We start from the raw sequence: 21741 nt of genomic DNA on the forward strand, positions 1-21741 counted from the left end.
TCATTTTACCTATAGGAAGGTCTTAGGCGGGAACGCTTAACTGTTGCTCTAACGCGGCTTGGTGTTCCCAGTTAAATAGACTGGTGGCCGTTGCCAAATGCTTCAGCAGCGTGTTTTGGGGTAATGGTCCTTTTAAATGCTGCCAAGGCAATACGAGATCCGGAGTCCAATCAGCATAGACATAAAATTCCAGGTCGGGTAACTGTCCTCGCAGTTCTTTGAAAGCGCGGCGGTAGCTGCCCAAAGAGTCTCCGTAGTGGCGGGTGAGTTCTAACAAGCGCGAGAGACGGCGATCGCCCCTAGAAATCAAGGCTTGAATCACCGACCAGTTGTAGCTTTCCGGTCGAAAATCAATCCCTTGCGATCGCAACTGTTTTTGCAGAAATTGTATCCGTTTCTCTGCTTGGCGATTCACGCCAAACCATTGGAACGGAGTATGGGACTTGGGCACAAAGGTACTACAGCCAAAGGTGAGGCGCACACCCGGAGCCGCTTTCTTGAGGCCGCGCAGCATCGTCACGGTTTGCTCTAGGTCATCTGTTTCTTCGCCAGGCACACCCACCATACCGTAGAGCTTTAGGTTGCTTAAGCCCCCTGCTTTGGCATTCACCGCTGCCTGGTTAATTTCGTCGTTGTGCAGCTTTTTATTGATGATTTGCCGCAATCGCTCTGAGCCACTTTCTACCGCAATCGTGATGGAGCGGGTGTCGTGCTGAGTGAGGGTTCGCGCTAGTTTCTCGGTGACAGTGTTGGTCCGTACCGAAGCAATGCTCAGCCGTACTTGGTCATGTTGAGGTTGGCTGATGTAATCCAACAAGGAGTCAAATTCTGGATGTTGGGTGACAGAAGCTCCCAATAAACCGAGGCGATCGGTCACGGTCAGACCCTGTTTGATCGCGGGAATCAACGACGTTTCCACATCGGCTGTGCGGAAGGGTAAAGTCAGGTAACTGGCGAGGCAGAAGCGGCACATCTCTGGACAGCTCCGCACCACTTCCACCATATAAATGTTTTCCCAAGCAGCTTTTTCGGTGACAACGGTAGAGGCGGAGAGAGTATTGCCCCGATAGGTTTGCTTTTCGACCTGAGCAGGAATGGTGGAGTCAACGGGTTGAATGGTGGCGATCGCTCCGTCTGGGCTATGGTAGGTGACTTCGTACAAGCTGGGAATGTAAATTCCAGGGACTTGTGCCAAGTGTCGCAGTTGAGTGGCGCGATCACTGCCTCGCACTTCTTTGTAGGCTGCAACCAGCGCATTTAGCAGAATTTCGCCATCTCCGAGCAGCACCACATCAAAGAAGTCGGCGAAGGGTTCGGGGTTCGCCGTCAGGACAGGGCCACCTCCGAAAACTAGCGGGTGAGCGTTGGTGCGATCGCTAGCCCGAATCGGAATATCGAGAGATTCTAGCAAGTTCAAAATATTTACATAGTCCAGTTCCCAAGACACCGAAAAGCCGAGCAGTTCTGGCTGGGAGGGGAGGGGTTCGTGAACATCGGTAAATAAGCGGCTGACTTGCAGATCCGAGCGAGCGGCTAAGGTGGCCCAAACGACTTGATAACCCAAGCTGGTGATGCCGACGTTGTACTCGTTAGGGAAGGCAAAGATCGTGGGAATCGCGTCAGGGTTGGGTGTAGCGGGAGTAAAGAGGAGGCGTTCGGCAGCAAAGGGCGAATTAGTCACAGAAGGGCGATCGCTCGGATCTAGGCGAATTGAACAAGGATTAGCTCTCTCACTCTAGTCAATTTTGAGCAAGCGATGACAGGCTGGATTTCCGGACATCCCCGAACTCTTAGGTACACGTGCCTTCTGCTCTACGGAGGAGAATAATTCACAATAGAAAGGCAACTCTCTAAAAAACTGATGCCCTACACCGTAATCTATGACGGCAAATGCAACCTCTGCGTTACCCTTGTACAACTTCTAGAAAGCTTAGACAAAGGCGATCGCTTTCAGTACATTCCCATGCAAGATCCAGAAAGCTTACAGCGCTGGAACGTCACCCCTCAGGACTGCGAACTAGGCATGATCTTAATTGACTCAGAAGCCCCAGAGCGCCGATGGCAGGGAAGTGATGCCGCTGAAGAAATTGGTCAATTATTTCCTCTAGGCAGTGTATTTGTGGCTGCCTATCGTGCCCTCCCTGGGCTGAAATGGAGCGGCGATCGCATCTATGAACAAGTACGCGACAATCGCTATACCCTGTTTGGGCAGCGCACTGCCGTTTACCATTCTGCTTATCCTGCCTGCGACTCTAATGCCTGCGATCGCTACTTCACCACTCCAGCGGCGTCAGCTAATAGAGAATCTTGAAGTTTAGAGCGAGATTAAAGCCAAGTCTGACAGTTTGAACACAGTTAGAACTCAGGCAACTAAAGTATCCTAAATTTCGACCCTAAGATTATGTTTGGGATCGTGCCAACTCCTAGAACAAATTAGGGAAATTTAGTAATAGTGAATGATCCCAATGTGGTTGATCATAAAGCGGGCGATCGCACTCTGGTTCTAAGACTGCGCTCTCCTGGTTGTCTTGCTTAGGATGATTGTGCAGCATGTTGTTCCCTCTTCCATCCCCCAACTCAATTACGAAGCCGCCAATTATTGGCATCACGACTTCTTGCAAAAACGAAACAGGCCACTACTCTCTGTTCAGCAATTACATAGATGCGGTCAGACGTGCTGGAGGTGTGCCTGTACTCCTAACTCCTGGTGAAATGCATCAGGCTCGCATCCTCGATTTTGTCGATGGCCTGCTCTTTTCGGGGGGCGGCGATATTGACCCAGCCGAGTACGAGGGTTCATCGCACCCCAGCATCTATCGCGTCAATGCTGAGCGAGATGCCTTTGAACTCGGACTTGCTAACCTAGCTCTGAAAACGTCAATTCCAATGTTGGGAATTTGCCGAGGGCTGGAAATTTTTATGGTTGTGAGCGGTGGCCAGTTGGTTCCTCACATTCCTGACGAATTTGGCAATACCGTCATTCACCGAGCCGATCAGTCTCACTGTGCCAAGCATCCCGTGCAACTTTTGCCCAGAACGCGACTTGCAACTTTGCTCCATCGAGAAACAGAAATTAATGTAGTGTCTTGGCACCACCAAGCCGCCCGAAGCGCACCTCCCGGCTGGCGCGTTGCTGCTCAAGCCCCGGATGGTGTGATTGAAGCACTAGAACATCAGCATCATCCTTGGGCGATCGCAGTGCAGTGGCATCCAGAACTTGCCCCAGAAGATTCTGGGCAACAAAGGATTTTTAAGGCATTTGTCCAAGCGGCCAGCCAACCACAGGTCGTAGCTCTGCCTCAGCCCGCCTCAAACTAAAAGCGAAGAGTGCCAACTGACAACTCTTCGCTTTAGCTTTAGCTAGCCCTAGTTTAGTGAAAGCGATGTTTGCGACGTCTGGCTAACGCTTTACGCTTCTCCTTGTCCTGAGGAGTTTCAAAGAAGCGTTGACGCTTCACATCAGCGAGAATTCCAGCTTTAGAAACTTGACGCTTGAAGCGACGTAGCGCTGACTCAATTCCTTCGTTTTCGCCCAGAACAATTTGGGTCATTCTGTATATCCCTCAGGTTGCCTCTGAATCGTGATGAGTATTGTTTACCAGGATTACCGCAAATTCAATCCACTCAAGCCAGTGCTTCAGTTTCTAGGAAATGATTAATACCGGGAGTAGCCTCTGCCGCCACCGCCGCCACCGCCGCCGCCCCAGCTATTGCGATCGTCACGACCTCTACCACCGCCACCACCGCTACCGCTGCGCTCTTCGCGAGGCTTAGCTTTGTTGACTCTTAGATCGCGACCCATCCACTCAGCTCCATCCAGAGCCTCGATTGCTGCGGTTTCTTCTGCTTCTGTGGACATTTCGACAAAACCAAAACCACGAGGGCGACCCGTTTCCCGGTCTAGAGGAAGTTGAACTCGCTTAACAGTGCCGTACTCTGCAAAAACGGCATTTAAATCGTCTTGCGTGACATCGTAAGACAGATTACCAACGTAAATGGACATGAAACTCTCCAGAATCAAAGAAATTGCAGAGATTTAAATTCGGAGAGATGCCTGTCGAAATGAGAAAACAAACCCTACAACCGAATAAAACTCTTCGAGTACAGCTTACCATACCATTGTTTGATTTAACAGGACTTTGAGCCGCTCAAATGTCTCTGCATTAGTCCAATAATTTTGTTGCAATTAATACAAAAAAATGCAGTCCTACGGAAATTTTAGTCGGCTAGTGAATTCAGCCTCCAAGCAAGATTGAAATTGATATTTTTCCTAGACTAATCACTAATTTCAACTAATTTTTTCCTGAGGAAAATTAGCTTGATGGAGTGCTAAACACTTAGCCTTGCAACTTTTTATCCGTCGAGAAATAAACTTTGGGTAAGGAATGCTAGAGCGATCGCCACGACAAACTTCTATCGAATCAGCCGCAACTAAGCAACTCTCTAAAAATGACTGGAGATACTCTCTTTCCCCCGACTATAGAGCGTACGGGCATAATCAGTCCACATCCCCTGACCCCAGTAGTTAAAACAACTGGTTTGGATTAACAGGTTGTAAAGGAGGGCTTGGCGATAACGGGACTGCTGAGTTAAAGCAGAACTTAACGGATTAGTGTGAGGGTTAGCCTCGCCATTGCTTGATTGAGCTTGCAGGAGTGGATCAAGGGTTTGGTGAAACAACGCACTGAGTTTCTGCATGGAAGCCAAAACAGGGTCGTTGCCTTGACTCCAGCGCAGAGCATGAGCTGAAGAAACTCCCTCTACCTGAAAACTAGGATCTTCTCGCTTGAGTTCGGTAATGGCCCGCGCGATCGCCTTGGGAGTATCTGCTTCGAAAACTCGCTGCCAAATTCGGTGCTGTCCCTTGGCTTGACAAACCGGATAATCCTCTGGGGTACAACCTGCTGCCTCTACGAGTTCTAGATATTCAGTGCCGGTTAAGCCAACGACACCAAAGTGGCCTTGAGCTTGGGCGCTCATGTCATACCAGGCATTTCGGAAAGTACTCGGAAAGTCATTCATCATAATGCCGCTATTTTCACCATCACCAATTTGCGTTACCAATGGCGGAATAGTGACCTGGCCAACGAGTTGCGGGCCGAGAGTTCTAGCTTTCTGGTAGGGCTGCATTTGACCGACTAGCTGATTGTTAGCACCCTGGGTTTTAATCAGCGCCGTGATGCTAACAGTTTCTCCCTCAGTGTTGCGGGCCACCAATCGATGCGGGAGATGGGGCTGCGATAGCGGTTGGCCTGTGGTGGTTTCTACTGTATCTGCTTGCAAAAGAAGCCAACGATACCCCGCTTCCTTTAAGGCTTTTATGAGTTCAAATAGGGTGTCGGGATGATTGGGAAGGTGCATTTCTGGCAAGGAAAATCCTTTCACTCGCGCTAAAGCATCCCAGCCAAAGATGGCCGCAAAGTGATGTTGCCAAGCTTGAATGTGCAGCTTCAGGTCAGGAATCGGAGTGGTCGAGGCGATCGCGTGACCCCAGAAGGTACCTAGCCACTCGACATACGGGTGGTAAGTGCGATCGCAAGTGATGCGCTTGAGGTTTTCTAAAATGTCTCCCCGACCCATCTGGCGCAGTCCCCACAAAAGAGTGCCAGAGTAGTCCAGCATGATGCGGGGGTTGCAACCTTGACCCACCAGATCAATCATGAAGTCGGCAATGCGGCTGTAGCAGTAGGCGAAGGGGCCAGCATTGTGGTTATCCCCTTCGTAAGGATGCTCAAACATATACTGCAAATTGCTGATTAGCTCTCCACCTGGACCTGCCGGAATCATGGGCTGGTGCATGTGGAGGGCGATCGCAAAAGCAGCGGAGACATCCTGAAGGTAAATATTGGTAGTGGGTAGAAAAATGGGGCGATCGTGCTGCACCACCGATCGCACTTCTGCCTCCCAGCCAGAAATATTGGGCAATCCATCAATCAGTTCTGGAAGCAGCGGCAGACTAGCTGCTTGACTGAGGGCAGGCATAAAGCTGAAGTCTCATTTCAGGGAATAAAGGCATATTCCTCTATATGCTGATCATGAGGCAAGCCTTTGAAGTAAGTGTTTGGAATCTGCTTTGCTACTTGTTTGTTACTTGACACCCACCATTCCCGCTAAAACTGGAACTAGAGGACGGGTATTCATTTCTGCAATGCCTCGCCCAACCGCAACCGCGATCGGCTTCAAGCTAGCGACTAGTTCCGCCATCTCTTCTAAAGAAAGGGCTTGGCGAGCATCCGAGACAGATTGCTCTGGTTCCGGATGACACTCAATGATCAGGCCATCAGCACCACAGGCGATCGCGGCTCTCGCTAGGTCGGCTACTAATTCTCGCTTTCCAGCAGCGTGGCTCGGATCAACAATGATCGGCAGATGGGTGATTTGCCTGAGGGCAGCAACTGCACCCAAGTCGAGGACGTTGCGGGTGTAGGTGTCGAAGCTGCGAATTCCCCGCTCACACAACACTACATCCGGATTGCCGTGAGCCAGGATGTATTCCGCCGCCAAAACGAATTCTTCAATCGTGGCGGAGAGACCCCGCTTCAGCAAAATCGGTTTCCCTGCTTGGCCTAGTGCTTTGAGCAAGTCGTAGTTCTGCATGTTGCGGCTACCAATTTGCAGCATGTCAGCCTGAGCAGCAATTTCCTCAATCTGAGAAATCGCCATCACTTCAGTCACTACAGGCAAGTGGTAGCGCTGCCGCACCGTGGCTAAAATCTCCAAGCCTTCCAAACCCATACCTTGGAAAGCGTAGGGAGAGGTACGAGGCTTGTAAACTCCACCCCGCAAGGCTTGGATCGGGGCTGTGAGTAAGCGGCTAGCCACAGCTTCCATTTGGGCTAAGTTTTCTACAGTGCAAGGGCCACCGACAATCAGCAGATCTTTACCCCCAACGGTCACGTGATCAGACAGTTGAATCACGCTTTTGTGGTTGGCGTGGGCTTTGCTAGCGAGTTTGGCGTTTAACATGGTGGGTCTCCGAGAGAGTAAGGAAGTGAGAGATAACAAAAAACCCGGAACCTTGTGAGAGTTCCGGGTCGTGCAGCGAGCAGCATGGCGACTTTACCCGGAACTCCTGGTCCAAAAGTAAAAGCTATAAAACCAGCTTCCCCAAAAAGAAAGACGCAGGTGGGAAATACGCTGCGTCTTGAGGCAATTACCAAAGTTGAGGGCACACAGGCTAGCTGCGGGCATCTGAGAAATTGCTTTGGTGCGGGGAGTCGTCACGAGTCGTTAGTCCTGTCTGGGTTTTGTGTGAGTGAAATCTGTCCTTAAAAAGCAAAAGACCGCAGAGCTGGTTGTCTGCGGTCCACCTGGAGATTCAGCCGAAGCTGGATTCACTCCAAGTGAACCTCCACATACCAAAAATAAAAGTAGCTGCTGCGAAGAGATAGCATTTGCGAAAAAATCTTTTGCGAGTTGTCAAGCTTTATGCAATGACGCTAACAGAGAAAAACCAGCATCGTCAACCCCCACCTTGACTAATTCTTGAGGGGATTGATGGGGAGAAGGCGATCGCTCCTCTTCTAAACTCCTTTCTTAAATTACTGCTGGACCGTGTTCTATAACAAAAACATTGGCGTAAAGATTGGCGATAATTTGTTGACCTTGTTGCGTTAATTGCAGATAAGTGAGGGCGTTTTCTACGTAGCGGTAAACCACATTCCAGAAGAACTTTGGGTAGCCTTGCCGTAGGTCACCGGGATGGTGATAACCCAAGTGTTTGTTGGTGCCGTTTTCTTCAAATTCGTAAAACAGCGCATTGATTTTTTGCAAATAACGAACATCACTCAGTTGACCAATTAAATCTGCGGCTCTAAGCAAACCGGGGTAGTTAATTGTGTCTTGATGGTCGCTATCGTTGGGCACTGGGAAACGAGTGAGTTCGATATTGCGCTTAATTTCTTCGGCATCAATCAGTGGGTGTCCGCCAAATCGCTCCTCAATAAATAGCTTGCCGCGATCGATGTGGTAAGGCGTGAGACTGGCATCGGTCGCTCCGGGTGGCAGAGAAATCATTGTGTCGCCCATACCCGTGGCGTATAAACCTAGGCGATCGCGACGGCAAACCCCTTTGATATAGCCAATGTCGTGACAGAGCAGAGAAATCATGCAGTGCAGCCAATCATCGCAGGAAACTCCTCCATCCCGGATCTGCTTACCTCGTAAAATTTCCTGCCCTACCAACGTGACGAGAATCGTGTGCTCTACATTGTGGTAAAGCGCATCACTGTTGGCAATGTTCTCTAGCGCCATGCTGCCCACCCAGGCAATAATCTCCTGGTACTCAGATTTCCAGCCGCCATAGGTACGTTGGTAGGCACTTCTGAGTTGCTCTAAAAAGTTTTCGATTAAAAGTTCTGTGGCATTGAACATGCTAGATTGCTGTCTCCCAAACCCGCGATCGCCTTAGTGTCATTAAGCAGCCATGTCCTAAGTTTGCCCCAGCAATCATGGGTGAGCACAGAAATGGCTAAATCTCATCTACAAGGTGCTTTACCAGGGGATAGGTTGGCGATCGCGAAAGAAACCTCCGGTGGGGCCACCATCCGGTAGAGTGGCTAACCAGGCGATCGTGTCTGCTCCTTGCTCTGGCGTACGAGGGGCATCAGGGCCACCCATATCTGTTCTTACCCAACCGGGACACACCGAGTTCACTAAGATATTGCTCCCTTGCAACTCATTCGCCAGAATGCGAGTTAAAGCATTGAGAGCCGTTTTCGACATTCGATAACTGGGATAGCCGCTGTTCATCTCGCTTAATTGCCCCGCTCCAGAAGAGACATTCACCACTCGGCCATATCCCCGGATTTGCATCAGCGGAATGAGTGCCTGGGAGAGCAGAATCGGGCCATAAAGATTGGTCTGTAAGGTTTGCGCCAGTGTCTCAATTTGTAGATTAAAGAGACTGCCATTGTCAAAATCAAGGCCGATGCCAGCATTATTGACCAGAATTTCTAAATGGCCAAATTGGTCACGAACAAACTGGGCGAGTTGTTGCACACTGGCCGCATCAGTCACATCTAAGGGATGATACCCAACCTCCAACCCCTCAGACTGCAACTGCTGAACGACAGCCTGCCCCTTCGCCTGATCACGACTCGTGAGAATGATATAAACGCCTTGCTTAGCTAATTGCCGCGACGTTTCCAAACCCAAACCTCGATTTGCACCCGTTACCACAGCAATTTTGCGATCGCTAGCCATCGTTCCCTCCTGTTGCAACCGTCACCACTCGCCCCTCGTTACACAATCAAAAGCGATCGCCCGCATCCCATCACAGAGAGAAGTTCGCAAAAACCCGACCAACTTTTGAAGAGAGTCTGAAGGACGCAACCGTCCTTCAGCGGGGGTTTGGGGGCAAGCGCCCCCAAGGGTTTGATTCCAATTAGCTTAGACAATGCTAAGAGTCAGCAGGCCGATAAATGGCATAAAGTCGAATCGGCTTGTCCGACAAAATCACATCTTTTTCATACGTTAAACCCACCCGCAGTGCCACCTTCTGCGAAGCCAGATTGTGAGGATCGATCAGAGAAATTAAGCGATCGCAACCCACCGTATTGAACCCATAATCTCGAATCGCCGTAGCTGCCTCCGTCGCCAATCCCTGCCCCCAATAAGCGTGGGAAAGTAAATAGCCAATCTCAACTTCGCCTTGTCCCTCAATGGTTTGAGGAATCAGCCCACAACGACCCATTAATCGGCGATCGCCCTTATGGATCACAGCCCAAAGCCCAAAACCATAATCCTGATAGTTTTGGATGATGCGCTCAATATGCTGCTGTGTGGTCTCGTAAGAGCGAACCCCACCCAAATAAGTCATGACAGCAGGGTCAGCATACATCGCTGCTAGGTCATCCACGTCATCCTGAGTGAATTGTCGCAAAAGCAGGCGTGGCGTTTCAAAGACCGTCATGAGTTTTCCAGGGCATGAGTTTACAAAGCCGTTTCTGCGAGCCAATCCAAAATTAGAGCATTCACCACTTCTGGTCGCTCATCGTGTGGGCAGTGGCCTGTGTCAGGAATGGCGACAAAACGCACCGGAGGCACATCTTCCCCAGGTTCGCGATCGCTCAGCTTCCGGTAAACCTCTGCTCCTCTGATCGGAGTCCAAGGGTCACGTTCTCCCCAGAGCACCAGCAAGGGGCACTGGACTTGAGGCAGCAATTCTGTGGGAGTAGGGCCAGGAGGGGCCGTCAGAATAGACGCAAAGACCCGTTGGGCACCTTCGTCGCAGGATGGGGCATAAAGTAAGTCTACGAGTTCATCCGTCACCGCTTCAGCATTGCGATAAACCTGACGCAACGTGTTCCGAATGCGATGTTTTTGGCGAACTCGGTTAAACAAAAAAGGGCCAAATTGGGGAGAACTGACCAGTTTGGTAAAAGTGGCCATAATCAAGCGCAAGGGCAGCACCAGTTCATCGGGGCGATGATTTAGCCCTCCCGCACAATTGAGCAGCACGCCTCCAGCAGCAATTTCGGGATGATTAGCCAGCACCATTAAGCTCAGTAAGCCACCAATGGAGTTACCCACAAAAACAGCAGGTTGCTGAATCTGGTCTTCCCAAAAGTCTTTGAGCAGCACTTGCCAAAGTTCTAAGTTGTATTCAATATCTGGCTTGGCTGAGCCACCAAACCCCAGTAGATCCAAAGCAAACACTCGGTAGCCACCCGCTGCCAAAACTGGAATGTTGTTGCGCCAATGGCCAATGGAGGCTCCGAAACCATGAATCAGCACCAGTGGGCGTCCAGTGCCCATGACGGTGTACTGGATCGGGTAGCCGCGCCAAGTCCAAGTCAGTTTTTCAAAAATATTGGTCTTTGTTAACTGCTGGGTCATTCCCACTATCTTCTTAAGATTTGTAAATAGTCTTCGTTCATCATATATTTTTTGGCCTACGCTCAGCCATAAAGACCTCTAAGGCATCAATCAGGGAACATATACCAATTAAAAACCGTCCCTTTAACCGTTTACGTGAGTGTGAGGATCTATGAATCAAGGCATTTTGGCCTCTTTGGGCAAGCTGTTTTTGGCTGCCACGATTTTGTCGATGACTGCTTTTGCTCCAGCAAATGCTGTAACTTCGGAAGCTGAGGCTACGAATTCACCTGTTACTAGCCAACAGCTTTCTACAGAGCAGTCTGGCGAGTTGCTCATCAGTCAGTCAGACGACGACGACGATAGTGATGATGGTGACGATGATGGTGGAGACGACGATAGCGACGACGATGATGGCGATGACGATGGTGGCGAGGAAGTCGAACTATCTGAAGGCGCTTCCAGAACTATCCTCCAACAAATCTCTACCAGCCAGAAGATATCACTTGCTAGCCTGCGAATCACTAGAGCAGAGAGAGTAGAGTGGTCCGATGGTTGTTTGGGTCTGGGGGGTGCTGGTGTTGGTTGTACCCAGGCGATCGTTCCAGGCTACCGGGTTTTTGTAGAAGGTGATAACAAAACTTGGGTCTTCCGCACCAATGCCACTGGCTCTCAAGTTGTGTATGACGAGGCTGCAACTCGGACCGTTGCGAGTCAGACTACTAGTTCCACTCAAACTACTGAAACTCGTCAAACCACCACAACTACACAATCTAGCAGCAGCCAAGTTAGATTTACTCAAGCGATCGCCACCTCTGTATACCAAGCGATCACGGCTCGTAGCCAAGTCCAAGCGACTCAACTGCGGGTGGTTTCCGTCCAACAAGAGACTTGGTCTGATAGCTGCTTAGGTGTTCCTGGCACTGCATCTACCTGCACTCCTGGTGATGTTCCTGGTTTCCGAGTAGTTGTAGCCAGCTCCGAGGAAGTTTGGGTATATCGTACCAACGCGACTGGCTCAGTATTGGCATTTGACCAAGCTGCCACCCAAACTCTAATGGCTCGCCTAACCAGCCAATCTACTACTGGCCAAGGTACTACTTCTACTGGCCAGCAAACCGGTGGTCAGCAAACCACAACCAGTACTACTCAAGGTAGCTTTACGGATGTTTCGCGTAGCTACTGGGCCTATGAGTTCATCGCTCGCTTGGCTCAACAGAATATTGTTGAGGGTTTCCCCGACAATACCTTCCGTCCTAGCGAAGCAGTTACTAAGGCTCAATTTGCCGCAGTGTTGCGCAAAGCTTTTGACCAGAGAGCCGTTCGCGAAGCCATTGAGTTTCGTGATGTCTCCACCAGTTATTGGGGTTACACTGCTGTTCGCGAAGCTTACTCGATGGGCTTCTTTGGCGCTGATAGCGATCGCCTCTTCAACCCCACCGCTCGTCTGACTCGTCTGGATGTGTTGGTAGCCTTAGCCAGAGGCTTAAACTACACATCCGTCAGCAGCACCAGCACTGTTGCAACCTTGCTGCAAGGTTATGGGGATGCAGCTACTATTCCTGCTGATGTCCGGACGCTAATCGCGGCCCTGACCGAGCGGGGAATCGTGATCAACTACCCCAACACCAATCGCTTAGAACTCAACCGCGTAGCGACTCGTGCAGAAGTTTGTGCGTTCTTGTACCAAGCTTTGGTTAGCACAGGTAAAGCTCAAAGCTTCTCTTCTCCCTATGTGATTCAGCAGGGCACCACCCAAACTGAAACTCAAACCGAGCAAGAGACTGAAACTGAGCAAGAGACCGAAACTGAGCAAGAAACTCAGACTCAAGAGCAAGACGACGAGAAAGAGGGCAAGCAAAACTGTAACCAAGGCATTGGTAATGGTGCCGAGGGTTGCGATCCAGGTAACTCTAGCCCCCGTGGTGGCAGCAATGACGAAGGTGGCCGCACCCCTGGTCAGGCTCCCTCTCGCTAAATAAGTTCTGGCTAAGAACTGCCGATTGAAAGAATGAAGCTAGTAGGGGCACCTCTTGTAGGTGCCCTTTCATTTTCGAGGGCAAAAAATCTACCCCTACCGATCGCCCTGGTTTTGAGGCTTACTAGTAGCTGATTTCAACCAATGGGTACCTCTAGCCACTCTTGCAGGTGAGATCGCAGTTGTTGACAAAATTCTGGACGGCGGTCAAACCATTCGGTGCGGAGCGGTTTGCGCTCGGCATCTAAGGTCCAACCATAGTCGCTGCTGAGACGTAATTTATCTTGCCAGTCCGCCACAGAGACGATTAGTTGATTGGCAGGACTGTTGTCGTAGTCATGCACTCGAAACACGTAGTTAAACGTATTTTGTTTCGCTGCGGCAACGGTCGAAGGCTGACCAAACTTTTCCTGAAGGCGCGATCGCATTTGCTCAATGAGTCCTGGATCGGGGATATCTTCGAGAGTGCGAACCGCTAAGGTGAGAGCGAAATAAAAATCTTCAACAGGCACAAATTCGAGTTGCATGAATCGTCGCAGGGCTTGGACTCCATCTACTATGCAAGCTGGAGGGGCCTGAATGCAACCTGGAAACGCCATCTAGAGCTACCAGTTACCAATTTAGCTAATGGCATGGGTGAGGCGGGGTTGGCGGCTGTTAAATGCGGCTAGCTTGGCAGCAAATAGAGGCGCGATCGCAGGTCGGCGATTGATCAGAGGACAAAAACTGGCAAGATCCAACCTCTGCTGTTGCAGTATCACTTCGGGTTTAGCTAGCCCAAAGCCTTGACCAAAATCAACGCCTAGATCCCGACAAAAAGCAATATCTTCAGCCGTTTCCAAACCCTCGGCTACGACTAAAATGCCCATTTCGTGGGCTGAGTAAAGAAGACTCTTGAGCAGAATTTGCTGGACTGGATGGCGGCTGCAACCTTGCACGAGCTGACGATCTAGCTTGATCACATCCGGGTGGAGAGCCATGAAATAATGATCGATTGCAACTTGCCCCCCTAAGTCATCAATGGCGACCCCAAACCCATAGTCCCGAATTTGATGAATTAAGCGTGAGAGGTCTGGATGTTGAATCAGGGCTTCTACTTCGGTTAACTCAAAAACAATCTGCTGCGGTTGCAACCCTAGAGCCAAGACTTGTTGCAAATTGCGCTCTAGAGATTTAGGCCCCTGCAAAATGGCATTGGGTAGCACGTTGATAAAAAAGGTTTGGCCATTGCTTACCTGCGCGATCGCATTGATGCAAGTTTCACGAGCCAGCTCATCAAATTCATGGGTGCAATGAGTCGAGAGGGCCGCATCTAAAATCTGTTTGCCATTGAAGTATTGGCCTTGGCCCTGCACCGCCCGCGCCAAACATTCGTAAGCCAGCACCTCACCGGAAGCCAAGTTATAAATGGGCTGATACTTAAAGACAAAAGCGCGATCGGCTAAGGCTTGAAAAAACCATTGATGCTTGATCGGCACCGTAACACTGCTCAGCGGTTGAGCGTGCAGAAATTCAATCAATAATGCTTTCGACTGGAGGGGCGATCGCGTCAGAATAAAGCGAGAATCGGCTTGTCCAGCTTCCGAGAGCCTCTGGCTGATTTGGCAAAAAACTCCTCGGAGTTGGCTTTCATCGAGCACCAAGCAGAGCAGTTGTGGAACATCAGGAATCGGTTGCAAGCCGAGCTCACAGAAGAAGGCATGCGCTTCTGTGTCACTCGGTTGAACCACCAGGTGGAGCACTTCGGTTAGTAGGCTGGTATCACGCACTACTCGGATCTTCCCTTGCGTTACGCACTATCCTTGTATGAGGCAACAATCGTCCTTTAACGTAAGCGAATCGATTGCTTTTGAAGAGTGTTAAAAAACACAATTAACAAACAATAAAGACGCTTTTTGAGGAAAACGGCAGAAATCGCCAACGTCACTACTTCAGGAAAGCTCTAGCCTGCCGTTGCTAGTTCTGCCTCTCGCACAGACATCCCCATCATAGCTAGAATCACGAGCCTGTAAACCGTGAAAACAAAAGTAGATCACAACTGTAGTGTGATCTAAAGCACAGAAAAAGAATAATTTAGAGCGCCTTAGAGCGTAACCAAGCAACTGGCAGGCACATTAGTTTCCGAGGGCCTCTGACGTAAGCCCGCTGCTGAAACACATCGTACTGGTTACTTTCGATCGCGTTGAGAATTTGGCTATAGAGTCCTGTGGCTGCCCAAACTGGCCAGCGAGCATCAGGACTGAGCCGACTAATGCCTCTTTCTGCTTGGGCGTAAAACTTGCGGGCCCGCTGGATCTGGAAGCGCATCAATCCTCGCCAACGCTCATCTACTACCCCATTAAATAGATCTTGCTCGGTGTAGTTGAATAAAGCTAAGTCTTCTAGAGGCAAATAGATTCTGCCGCGCCGTGCATCTTCACCCACATCACGCAGAATATTGGTGAGCTGGTTTGCCACCCCTAGGGCGATCGCTTCTTCAATCGGTCCTTGAGGCGTGCTGCGGTCCCAGGGAGCGGTGCGATAGGTGGTATCTACACCCATCACCGCTGTAGACATCAGCCCCACGGTACCTGCGACTCGATAGCAATAGAGATTTAGCTCTTCAAACGTCTCATAGCGGCTGCGATACAAATCCATCTGCTGCCCCGCGATCATGTCGCGGAAGGGCTGAATATCCTGGGGAAACCGCTCTAAGGTATCCACCAAGGCGACATCGGGGTCTTCCAACGGATGTCCAGCGAAAACCGACTCTAATTGCTGCTCCCAGCGATCGAGCGTTTCTGGCGTCGTCTGTGCTGCCTGCGGTCCATCGACTAACTCGTCAGTGCGACGGCACCAAACATAGATCGCCCAGATTGCACGACGCTTTGCCTCTGGCATTAAGAGCGTGCCGAGGTAAAAGGTTTTGGAATACTTTGCCGTAATTTGGCGGCAAAATTCGTAGGACTCCTCTAAAGAGGCCAGAGTTCTCACACGAGGGGAATCAGGCAGTTGCAGCATGTCCTTCGGGGCGCTTCGCTAACGTCGCAGGCTAGGCAGTAGTGGTTTGCAGGGACTTCTGCCCTGGAGCTGGAGCAGCTAAATTGGGATGAGCAGATGCGATCGCCTGCGCTGTCAGCTTACCAGAAAGTACGGCCCCCTCCATACTGGCTAGATAGCGTTGCATTGTATAGTCTCCCGTTAGATAGAAATTGCTAATGGGAGTCGTTTGGGTCGGACGGCATGCTTGGCGTCCTGGTGTCGCCTTGTACACGGAGCGGGGAGTCTTCACGACTTTGTACTTTAGCAACTTGGCAGGGTCATCGCCGACAAAGTGATCAGGAAAGAGCTTTTCGATCTCCAGCATCGTGGCGGCGATAATCTCTTCGTCAGATTTGGTAATCCAATCTTTGGCGGGAGCCAAGACCAATTCCAGCATGGAGCGATCGGGGTTCTCGTATTCACGGCACGTGTTGCTCATGTCGGCATAGACGCTGAGCAGGGGCGATCGCGAGAACAGTAGATGATCCACCTCGGTCAGTTTGCGATCGAACCACATGTGCAAGTTGATCACAGGTACGCCTTCTAAGCCATCGAGCTTTTTGAAGTAGTCCATCTGCTTCCAAGGCTGGGGTAGCATCACCTTCAGCGGATCGACAGGCATCGCAGATATATACAAATCAGCGGTTAGGGTTTCGTCGGGTGCGCCATCTAACCCACGAATCACAAAGTGCTTTACTGTGTTGTCTTCATTCAGCACAATTTCTTTCAGCGGCGCTTTCAGTCGCACTTGTCCCCCGCGCTCCGTGACGTAATCCACCATTGGCTGACAGAGCCGTTCGGGTGGCGCTCCATCCAAAAAGGCCATTTTGGAGCCGTAACGTTCTTGCAGAAAGCGGTTGAGGGCTGTTAGAACGACCGTGGCGGAAATTTCATCAGGGTCGATGAAGTTCAACGCTTTCGCCATCGCGATAAATACTTCCTTCTCAACGCGAGGTGGCACGTTTTGCTTCTTTAGCCACTCGGAGAAGGAGTATTTGTCCATCTCTTCGACATAGTTCTGACCTTTAACCATCGCAGGAATCAGACCCAAGCCGAAACGGATCTTTTCTCCCCAAGTCAGCATGTCGTTGTTCCGCAAAATGGCAGTGACACCATTGATGGGAGCAGGAATGTCGGGAAAGTCAAACCGCGAATAGGTGCCCGGAGCGGTGGGCTGGTTAAAGATCATGGTGTGCTCTTTCCACTGCAACCGATCTTCAATGTTCAATTCTTTAAATAGTTGCAGCACGTTGGGGTAGGCACCAAAGAAGATGTGCAACCCTGTTTCGTACCAGTCGCCATCTTCATCTTTCCAAGCGGCTACCTTGCCACCCAATACGTCTCGGCTTTCCAAGACGATGGGGGTGTGCCCCGCATCAACCAAATATTTGGCGCAGGAAAGCCCTGCTAAGCCTGCTCCAGCGATCGCAACTCGCATGTAACCTACCGCTCTTCAGAATTTTTTAACGGTTTCCCGCTCCTCATTATACGTTGCAATCCGTTACATATTGAAGTCTTAGTAAAGTTAATCGCTCAAATCGCTGTTTTCTACCCTCTGGTCGTTGATCGCTATCCAGGTAGGGGGGATTGCTTACTGGTGCAGTAAGATCGATCGCATCTTTTGTCTTACGGGCGATCGTGCTACTGCTGCTTCCGTTTCTCAATTTCGGCGATCGGTGAGCGTATTTCCGCTACAAGATTGATCTAGGGTGAGGCTGTAACAACTTCTCTCGCTGATTTCCAAGCTATCTATGGCCTGTTCAACCGTTTTGGCAGATTGAGTCATTCGTAACTGATTAAAGATCAAACTCGCCCGCTGAAGTTTTTTCCTACTCCCTTGAAAATTTCTTCTACTTTCTTCTGAATTTCCTAGCTGGTGGCAAGTAATTCCAAGCTGATGAAGTATTATCCCTGAGTCATAGGCCAGATGAGCAAAGTTTACAACCGTTGTAAATACATCGGGGCTGAGTTTTTCACTTCGTTCTAATTCAAGTATCTCCGAAAGATCCAGTACAGATGTTTCTAGAATTTGTCCAAGAATTTCTATTAATAGAATTAGCCTGTCTTCGAAATCTTGGTACTCATACATCATTTTTATTAGAAAAAATGATGCCTCACGCTTGGCTACACTCCAGGCTGCAGGATTGAGCTGAAGCCTTTCTCTTGCCTCTTCTCTAAATATGGGATGGAGATAATAGCTTAAACCTTGGGTTTTCATGAGTGATCTGGATATTAAAGCATCAAGAGCTCTTTGCTTTTGTTTACCTGTTAGATCCCAAGCTAAACGAAATACTCCTTCTTTGTTTATATAGGGAATGCATTCATAGCGATAACATCCAAGACGGCAGAGAAGGCTATAGGCTTGATAATCGTCCTGCTTGATCTTTTCAAATTGTCTTTTGACTAGATTTTCGAGCTTAGGGTTTATTGTTAAATCTGTGCGATTGGCTTGCCAATAAAGATCGGAATTTCCTTGGAAGGAGATTTTTATATCACTACTAAACAGAGACATTGCTTCTGCATTGCCTCCATAAGCACGATGCATCTCGTTCAAAGTGGATTCAGAAATTTGAATGCCTTGGTACTCAAAATACTCTTTCCAGTCTTCATGGAGCAGTCCTTGTAATTGATAAACTTGAATCTTAATACCGTATTCGCTTAAAGCTTCTCGGCTGGTAATAAGCGTTACCGAATTTGTGCTAGACAAGGCTAAAAGCAGCTCTGAATAGTAGCAACGATGTGGTTCAATAAGTTCGCCATTAACGAGGACTGATTCAAGATTGTCAATAAGAACCCCAACCCTGTGAGCTTTTAACTGCTCTTTGAATTGTTCTAAGGCTGCTCTAAAACTCTGCTCTGGTTGCAATTTGAAGTGGGATTTTAGCTTATACCTAATCCAATCATCTGCTGAATAGATGCTCTGAGAGCCTGCTCCTACTGATAGCTCTAAAACATCCAAACCCTTTTGTTTAAACCATTTGCGAGCAAATGTTGTTTTTCCTATGCCTCCTTCTGCTTGAATTAGAATGACTTTTGTGGCTTTAACAAGATTGCTGATATCTTCCGTGGCTTCTTGCCGTCCCACAAAATACTCTGATTCGGAACTGAGCGAACTCTTTTGCACTAACTTATTAATCTCGGAATCTTCCCTTTGCTCTTGCTCTAATAATTCAGGTTCTTCATCTTGAGTCAACTCAGCAATATCTTGCCAATCTAAATCGAGTTGCTCACAAATCTCGATAAAGATGTAACGCGCAACTGTTCTACCGTTGAAAAAGTTTCCTATAGGCTGACGAGATACTCCTAGCTCCTCCTGTAAAGCCTTTTGAGTTCCAAACCTTTTACCTAAAGCCCTTTTGACTTTTTTGAGAGCCTCTACTGATACTTGGAGCGATCGCCCAGCCATAACACAAGCACAAAACTTGTGCCTATTTTAGCCCTGCTTAGAGAAGTCATACCTAATACAGGCAAAGGTCAGACGTTTATCAAACTCGATTCAAACTTGATCACAGACATGGGCCTAAGAAGCTAAAGAGGTAGTGATGCAAACGACTCATGAACCTCATCCTATTATTGGTGCTTGAGCGGTTGGCTGATAAAGTGCTTGACAAGCTCTTGGAGAAGTTGATCAGCGATCGCAACCTAAAGCATCTATATAATGTCCTCAAACTTCAGATTGTGATGTTGTATTTAGATTGGCAGCTAACGCGATCGCAAATGGCCGATCCTAGAGAGGGGGAAATAGGGCGGAAACCCGAACCTAGCCTATCGACGGATTGATGGGTACCCTAGCACTGAGCAGCCTCGCTAGCAAGATAGAATGAATCCAGCAAATGATCTCAACAATAGTTAAGATACGCGGGGAGAATTTCAACGCATGGGTAAAGTAGTCGGCATTGACCTGGGTACGACAAACTCAGTGGTCGCCGTCATGGAGGGCGGAAAGCCAGTGGTCATTGCCAATGCCGAAGGCATGCGGACTACCCCCTCAGTGGTTGGCTTCAGCAAAGAAGGCGAGCTGTTGGTGGGGCAAATGGCCCGGCGGCAAGCAGTCCTGAACCCGCAAAACACTTTTTATGGAGTCAAGCGATTTATTGGGCGGCAATATGCCGAGCTAAGCCCAGAGTCCAAGCGAGTTCCCTACACCATTCGCAAAGACGATCGCGGCAACGTCAAAATCAAGTGCCCCCGACTGGATAAAGACTTTGCGGCGGAAGAAATTTCGGCAAAAGTTCTGCGCAAATTAGCCGATGATGCAGGCCGCTACTTGGGTGAGCCTGTGACAGGCGCAGTGATTACGGTTCCTGCTTACTTCAACGACTCCCAGCGCCAAGCCACCCGTGACGCGGGACGAATTGCGGGCTTAGAAGTGCTGCGAATTCTCAATGAACCGACGGCAGCATCCTTAGCCTATGGGTTAGATCGTCAACAAAGCCAAACGGTACTCGTGTTCGACTTGGGTGGCGGTACGTTTGATGTCTCCATCTTGGAAGTTGGCGAGGGTGTGTTTGAAGTTAAATCCACCAGTGGCGATACCCAACTGGGCGGTAACGACTTTGACAAAAAGATTGTCGATTGGCTAGCCGAGCAGTTTCTAGAAGAAGAAGGCGTGGATCTGCGTCGCGATCGCCAAGCCCTGCAACGCCTCACCGAAGCAGCAGAAAAAGCCAAGATCGAGCTATCTGGTGTTACCGTCACCGAAATCAATTTGCCCTTTATCACCGCTACTGCCGATGGGCCGAAGCACCTCGAAACCAAACTAACGCGATCGCTGTTTGAAGGGTTGTGTGGCGATTTGGTCAGCCGCTTACGAATTCCCGTGAAGCGGGCGCTTTCCGATGCCACCATGTCTCCGGGAGACATTGACGAGGTGATTTTGGTGGGTGGCTCCACTCGCATCCCAATGGTGCAACAACTGGTGCGGGGCTTGATCAATCGCGAACCGAACCAGAACGTCAACCCAGATGAAGTAGTCGCAGTCGGAGCGGCAATTCAAGCAGGTATTTTGGCAGGTGAAGTTAAAGATATTCTGCTCCTAGATGTAACCCCGCTTTCCCTCGGTCTGGAAACCATTTCTGGAGCGATGAAGAAGCTGATTCCTCGCAACACTACCATCCCGGTTCGCAAGTCCGACATTTTCTCCACTGCCGAAAACAACCAAACGGTGGTGGAAATCCATGTGCTGCAAGGCGAGCGTGAGATGGCCTCGGATAACAAATCTCTAGGGCGGTTCAAGCTGAATGGCATTCCCCCGGCTCCTAGAGGACTTCCCCAAGTGCAGGTCTCTTTTGATATTGATGCCAACGGGATTTTGCAGGTGACCGCGCTCGATCGCACTACGGGCCGCGAGCAAACCATCGTCATCCAAGAAGCCTCAAATCTTAGCGAAGCCGAAGTGCAGAAAATGATTCGGGAAGCGGAGCAATTTGCTGATGCCGATCGCCAACGCCGCGATCGCGTCGAGAAGCGCACCCGTTCAGAAGCGCTCACCTTTGAAGCGGAGCGAGAGTTGCGGCAAGTCGCGCTCGACTATGGCATGTACTTTGCCAGCGACAAGCGCCGCCGAATCGAAGTCTTGATTCAAGAACTACGGGAAGCTCTGGAATCTAACGACGAGCGCAGCGTGGATTTGGCCCAGGCGAATCTGCAAGATGCGCTGTACAATCTCAAGCGAGAAGCGTATCAATACGCCCAGGCCGAAGAGGAAGAAGACGACTTCTTTGGATCGATCCGCCGGACAATTACGGGTGACTCACCTCGTGATTCCCGCCGCGATTATGATGACAGCTTTGACACGCCCTACCGCAGACCTGGTTCTGGCTCTGCCTATGGCGTGGGTGCAGGCCGTTCTGGGCCGAATTACCAAAATGACAACTGGGACGAAGATGACGATGACTGGCTCTAATAGGTTTTTGGGTGTGGGG

19 protein-coding genes are annotated in these 21741 nt (G+C 49.8%); 5 read left to right on the top strand and 14 right to left on the bottom strand.

Translation table 11 applies throughout. The annotated features are described in order from the left end of the window. Positions 1–22: 22 nt before the first annotated feature. Positions 23–1681, bottom strand: a complete 1659-nt coding sequence (locus H6F90_RS29420; protein ID WP_190555497.1) for a radical SAM protein — start codon at positions 1679–1681, stop codon at positions 23–25. A gap of 180 nt (positions 1682–1861) precedes the next feature. Between H6F90_RS29420 and H6F90_RS29425 the strand changes: the two genes are divergently transcribed. Further along, positions 1862–2311 (top strand): thiol-disulfide oxidoreductase DCC family protein, encoded by a 450-nt coding sequence (locus H6F90_RS29425; protein ID WP_190555498.1) that lies wholly within the window; start codon positions 1862–1864, stop codon positions 2309–2311. A gap of 239 nt (positions 2312–2550) precedes the next feature. After that, positions 2551–3318, top strand: coding sequence for a gamma-glutamyl-gamma-aminobutyrate hydrolase family protein (locus H6F90_RS29430; protein ID WP_190555499.1), 768 nt, complete (start codon positions 2551–2553; stop codon positions 3316–3318). Between the two features lie 53 nt (positions 3319–3371). Here the strand turns inward: H6F90_RS29430 and rpsU are convergent, their stop codons facing one another. From rpsU to H6F90_RS29470, 8 genes are all read right to left on the bottom strand, one after another. Continuing rightward, positions 3372–3551, bottom strand: coding sequence for a 30S ribosomal protein S21 (gene rpsU / locus H6F90_RS29435; RefSeq protein ID WP_190433665.1), 180 nt, complete (start codon positions 3549–3551; stop codon positions 3372–3374). Between the two features lie 104 nt (positions 3552–3655). Then, complete coding sequence (locus H6F90_RS29440) at positions 3656–4003, bottom strand: RNA-binding protein (protein ID WP_190433663.1); 348 nt, start codon at positions 4001–4003, stop codon at positions 3656–3658. A gap of 440 nt (positions 4004–4443) precedes the next feature. After that, complete coding sequence (locus tag H6F90_RS29445; protein ID WP_190555500.1) at positions 4444–5982, bottom strand: glycosyl hydrolase family 57; 1539 nt, start codon at positions 5980–5982, stop codon at positions 4444–4446. Positions 5983–6087: 105 nt separating this feature from the next. After that, positions 6088–6966, bottom strand: coding sequence for a 3-deoxy-7-phosphoheptulonate synthase (gene aroF / locus H6F90_RS29450; RefSeq protein WP_190555501.1), 879 nt, complete (start codon positions 6964–6966; stop codon positions 6088–6090). A gap of 570 nt (positions 6967–7536) precedes the next feature. Beyond that, entirely contained in the window at positions 7537–8373 is an 837-nt protein-coding gene (locus tag H6F90_RS29455) for an Npun_R2479 family HD domain-containing metalloprotein (protein ID WP_190555502.1), read from the bottom strand. Positions 8374–8493: 120 nt separating this feature from the next. Then, positions 8494–9204, bottom strand: coding sequence for an SDR family oxidoreductase (locus H6F90_RS29460; RefSeq protein ID WP_190555503.1), 711 nt, complete (start codon positions 9202–9204; stop codon positions 8494–8496). A 196-nt stretch (positions 9205–9400) separates the two neighbouring features. Then, positions 9401–9913 (bottom strand): GNAT family N-acetyltransferase, encoded by a 513-nt coding sequence (locus H6F90_RS29465; RefSeq protein ID WP_190555504.1) that lies wholly within the window; start codon positions 9911–9913, stop codon positions 9401–9403. Between the two features lie 20 nt (positions 9914–9933). After that, positions 9934–10839, bottom strand: coding sequence for an alpha/beta fold hydrolase (locus H6F90_RS29470; RefSeq protein WP_190555505.1), 906 nt, complete (start codon positions 10837–10839; stop codon positions 9934–9936). A 151-nt stretch (positions 10840–10990) separates the two neighbouring features. On the opposite strand from H6F90_RS29470, the gene H6F90_RS29475 reads away from it, so the two are divergent. After that, positions 10991–12796, top strand: a complete 1806-nt coding sequence (locus H6F90_RS29475) for an S-layer homology domain-containing protein (protein WP_199296270.1) — start codon at positions 10991–10993, stop codon at positions 12794–12796. Between the two features lie 137 nt (positions 12797–12933). Here H6F90_RS29475 and H6F90_RS29480 read toward each other — a convergent pair whose 3' ends face one another. The 5 genes from H6F90_RS29480 to H6F90_RS29500 form a co-directional block, all read right to left on the bottom strand. Then, entirely contained in the window at positions 12934–13323 is a 390-nt protein-coding gene (locus H6F90_RS29480) for a hypothetical protein (protein WP_190555506.1), read from the bottom strand. A 93-nt stretch (positions 13324–13416) separates the two neighbouring features. Next, a complete protein-coding gene (locus H6F90_RS29485; RefSeq protein WP_370588135.1) occupies positions 13417–14565 on the bottom strand; it encodes an EAL domain-containing protein in 1149 nt (382 codons plus the stop codon). A gap of 304 nt (positions 14566–14869) precedes the next feature. Beyond that, the gene (gene crtB, locus H6F90_RS29490; protein WP_190555507.1) at positions 14870–15796 is read right to left on the bottom strand and encodes a 15-cis-phytoene synthase CrtB; all 927 of its coding nucleotides are present in this window, start codon (positions 15794–15796) and stop codon (positions 14870–14872) included. Positions 15797–15827: 31 nt separating this feature from the next. Further along, positions 15828–17255, bottom strand: coding sequence for a 15-cis-phytoene desaturase (gene pds, locus H6F90_RS29495; protein WP_190555508.1), 1428 nt, complete (start codon positions 17253–17255; stop codon positions 15828–15830). 222 nt (positions 17256–17477) lie between these two features. Next, positions 17478–19223: a hypothetical protein gene (locus H6F90_RS29500; RefSeq protein ID WP_190555509.1), complete on the bottom strand. Its 1746-nt coding sequence runs from the start codon at positions 19221–19223 to the stop codon at positions 17478–17480. 149 nt (positions 19224–19372) lie between these two features. Between H6F90_RS29500 and H6F90_RS29505 the strand changes: the two genes are divergently transcribed. Together H6F90_RS29505 and dnaK are read left to right on the top strand one after the other, a co-directional pair. Then, positions 19373–19597, top strand: a complete 225-nt coding sequence (locus H6F90_RS29505; RefSeq protein WP_190555510.1) for a hypothetical protein — start codon at positions 19373–19375, stop codon at positions 19595–19597. 97 nt (positions 19598–19694) lie between these two features. After that, the gene (dnaK, locus tag H6F90_RS29510; protein WP_190555511.1) at positions 19695–21722 is read left to right on the top strand and encodes a molecular chaperone DnaK; all 2028 of its coding nucleotides are present in this window, start codon (positions 19695–19697) and stop codon (positions 21720–21722) included. The last annotated feature ends 19 nt before the right edge of the window (positions 21723–21741 follow it).

The sequence above is a fragment of the Trichocoleus sp. FACHB-591 genome, from assembly GCF_014695845.1.
Lineage (GTDB): Bacteria > Cyanobacteriota > Cyanobacteriia > FACHB-46 > FACHB-46 > Trichocoleus.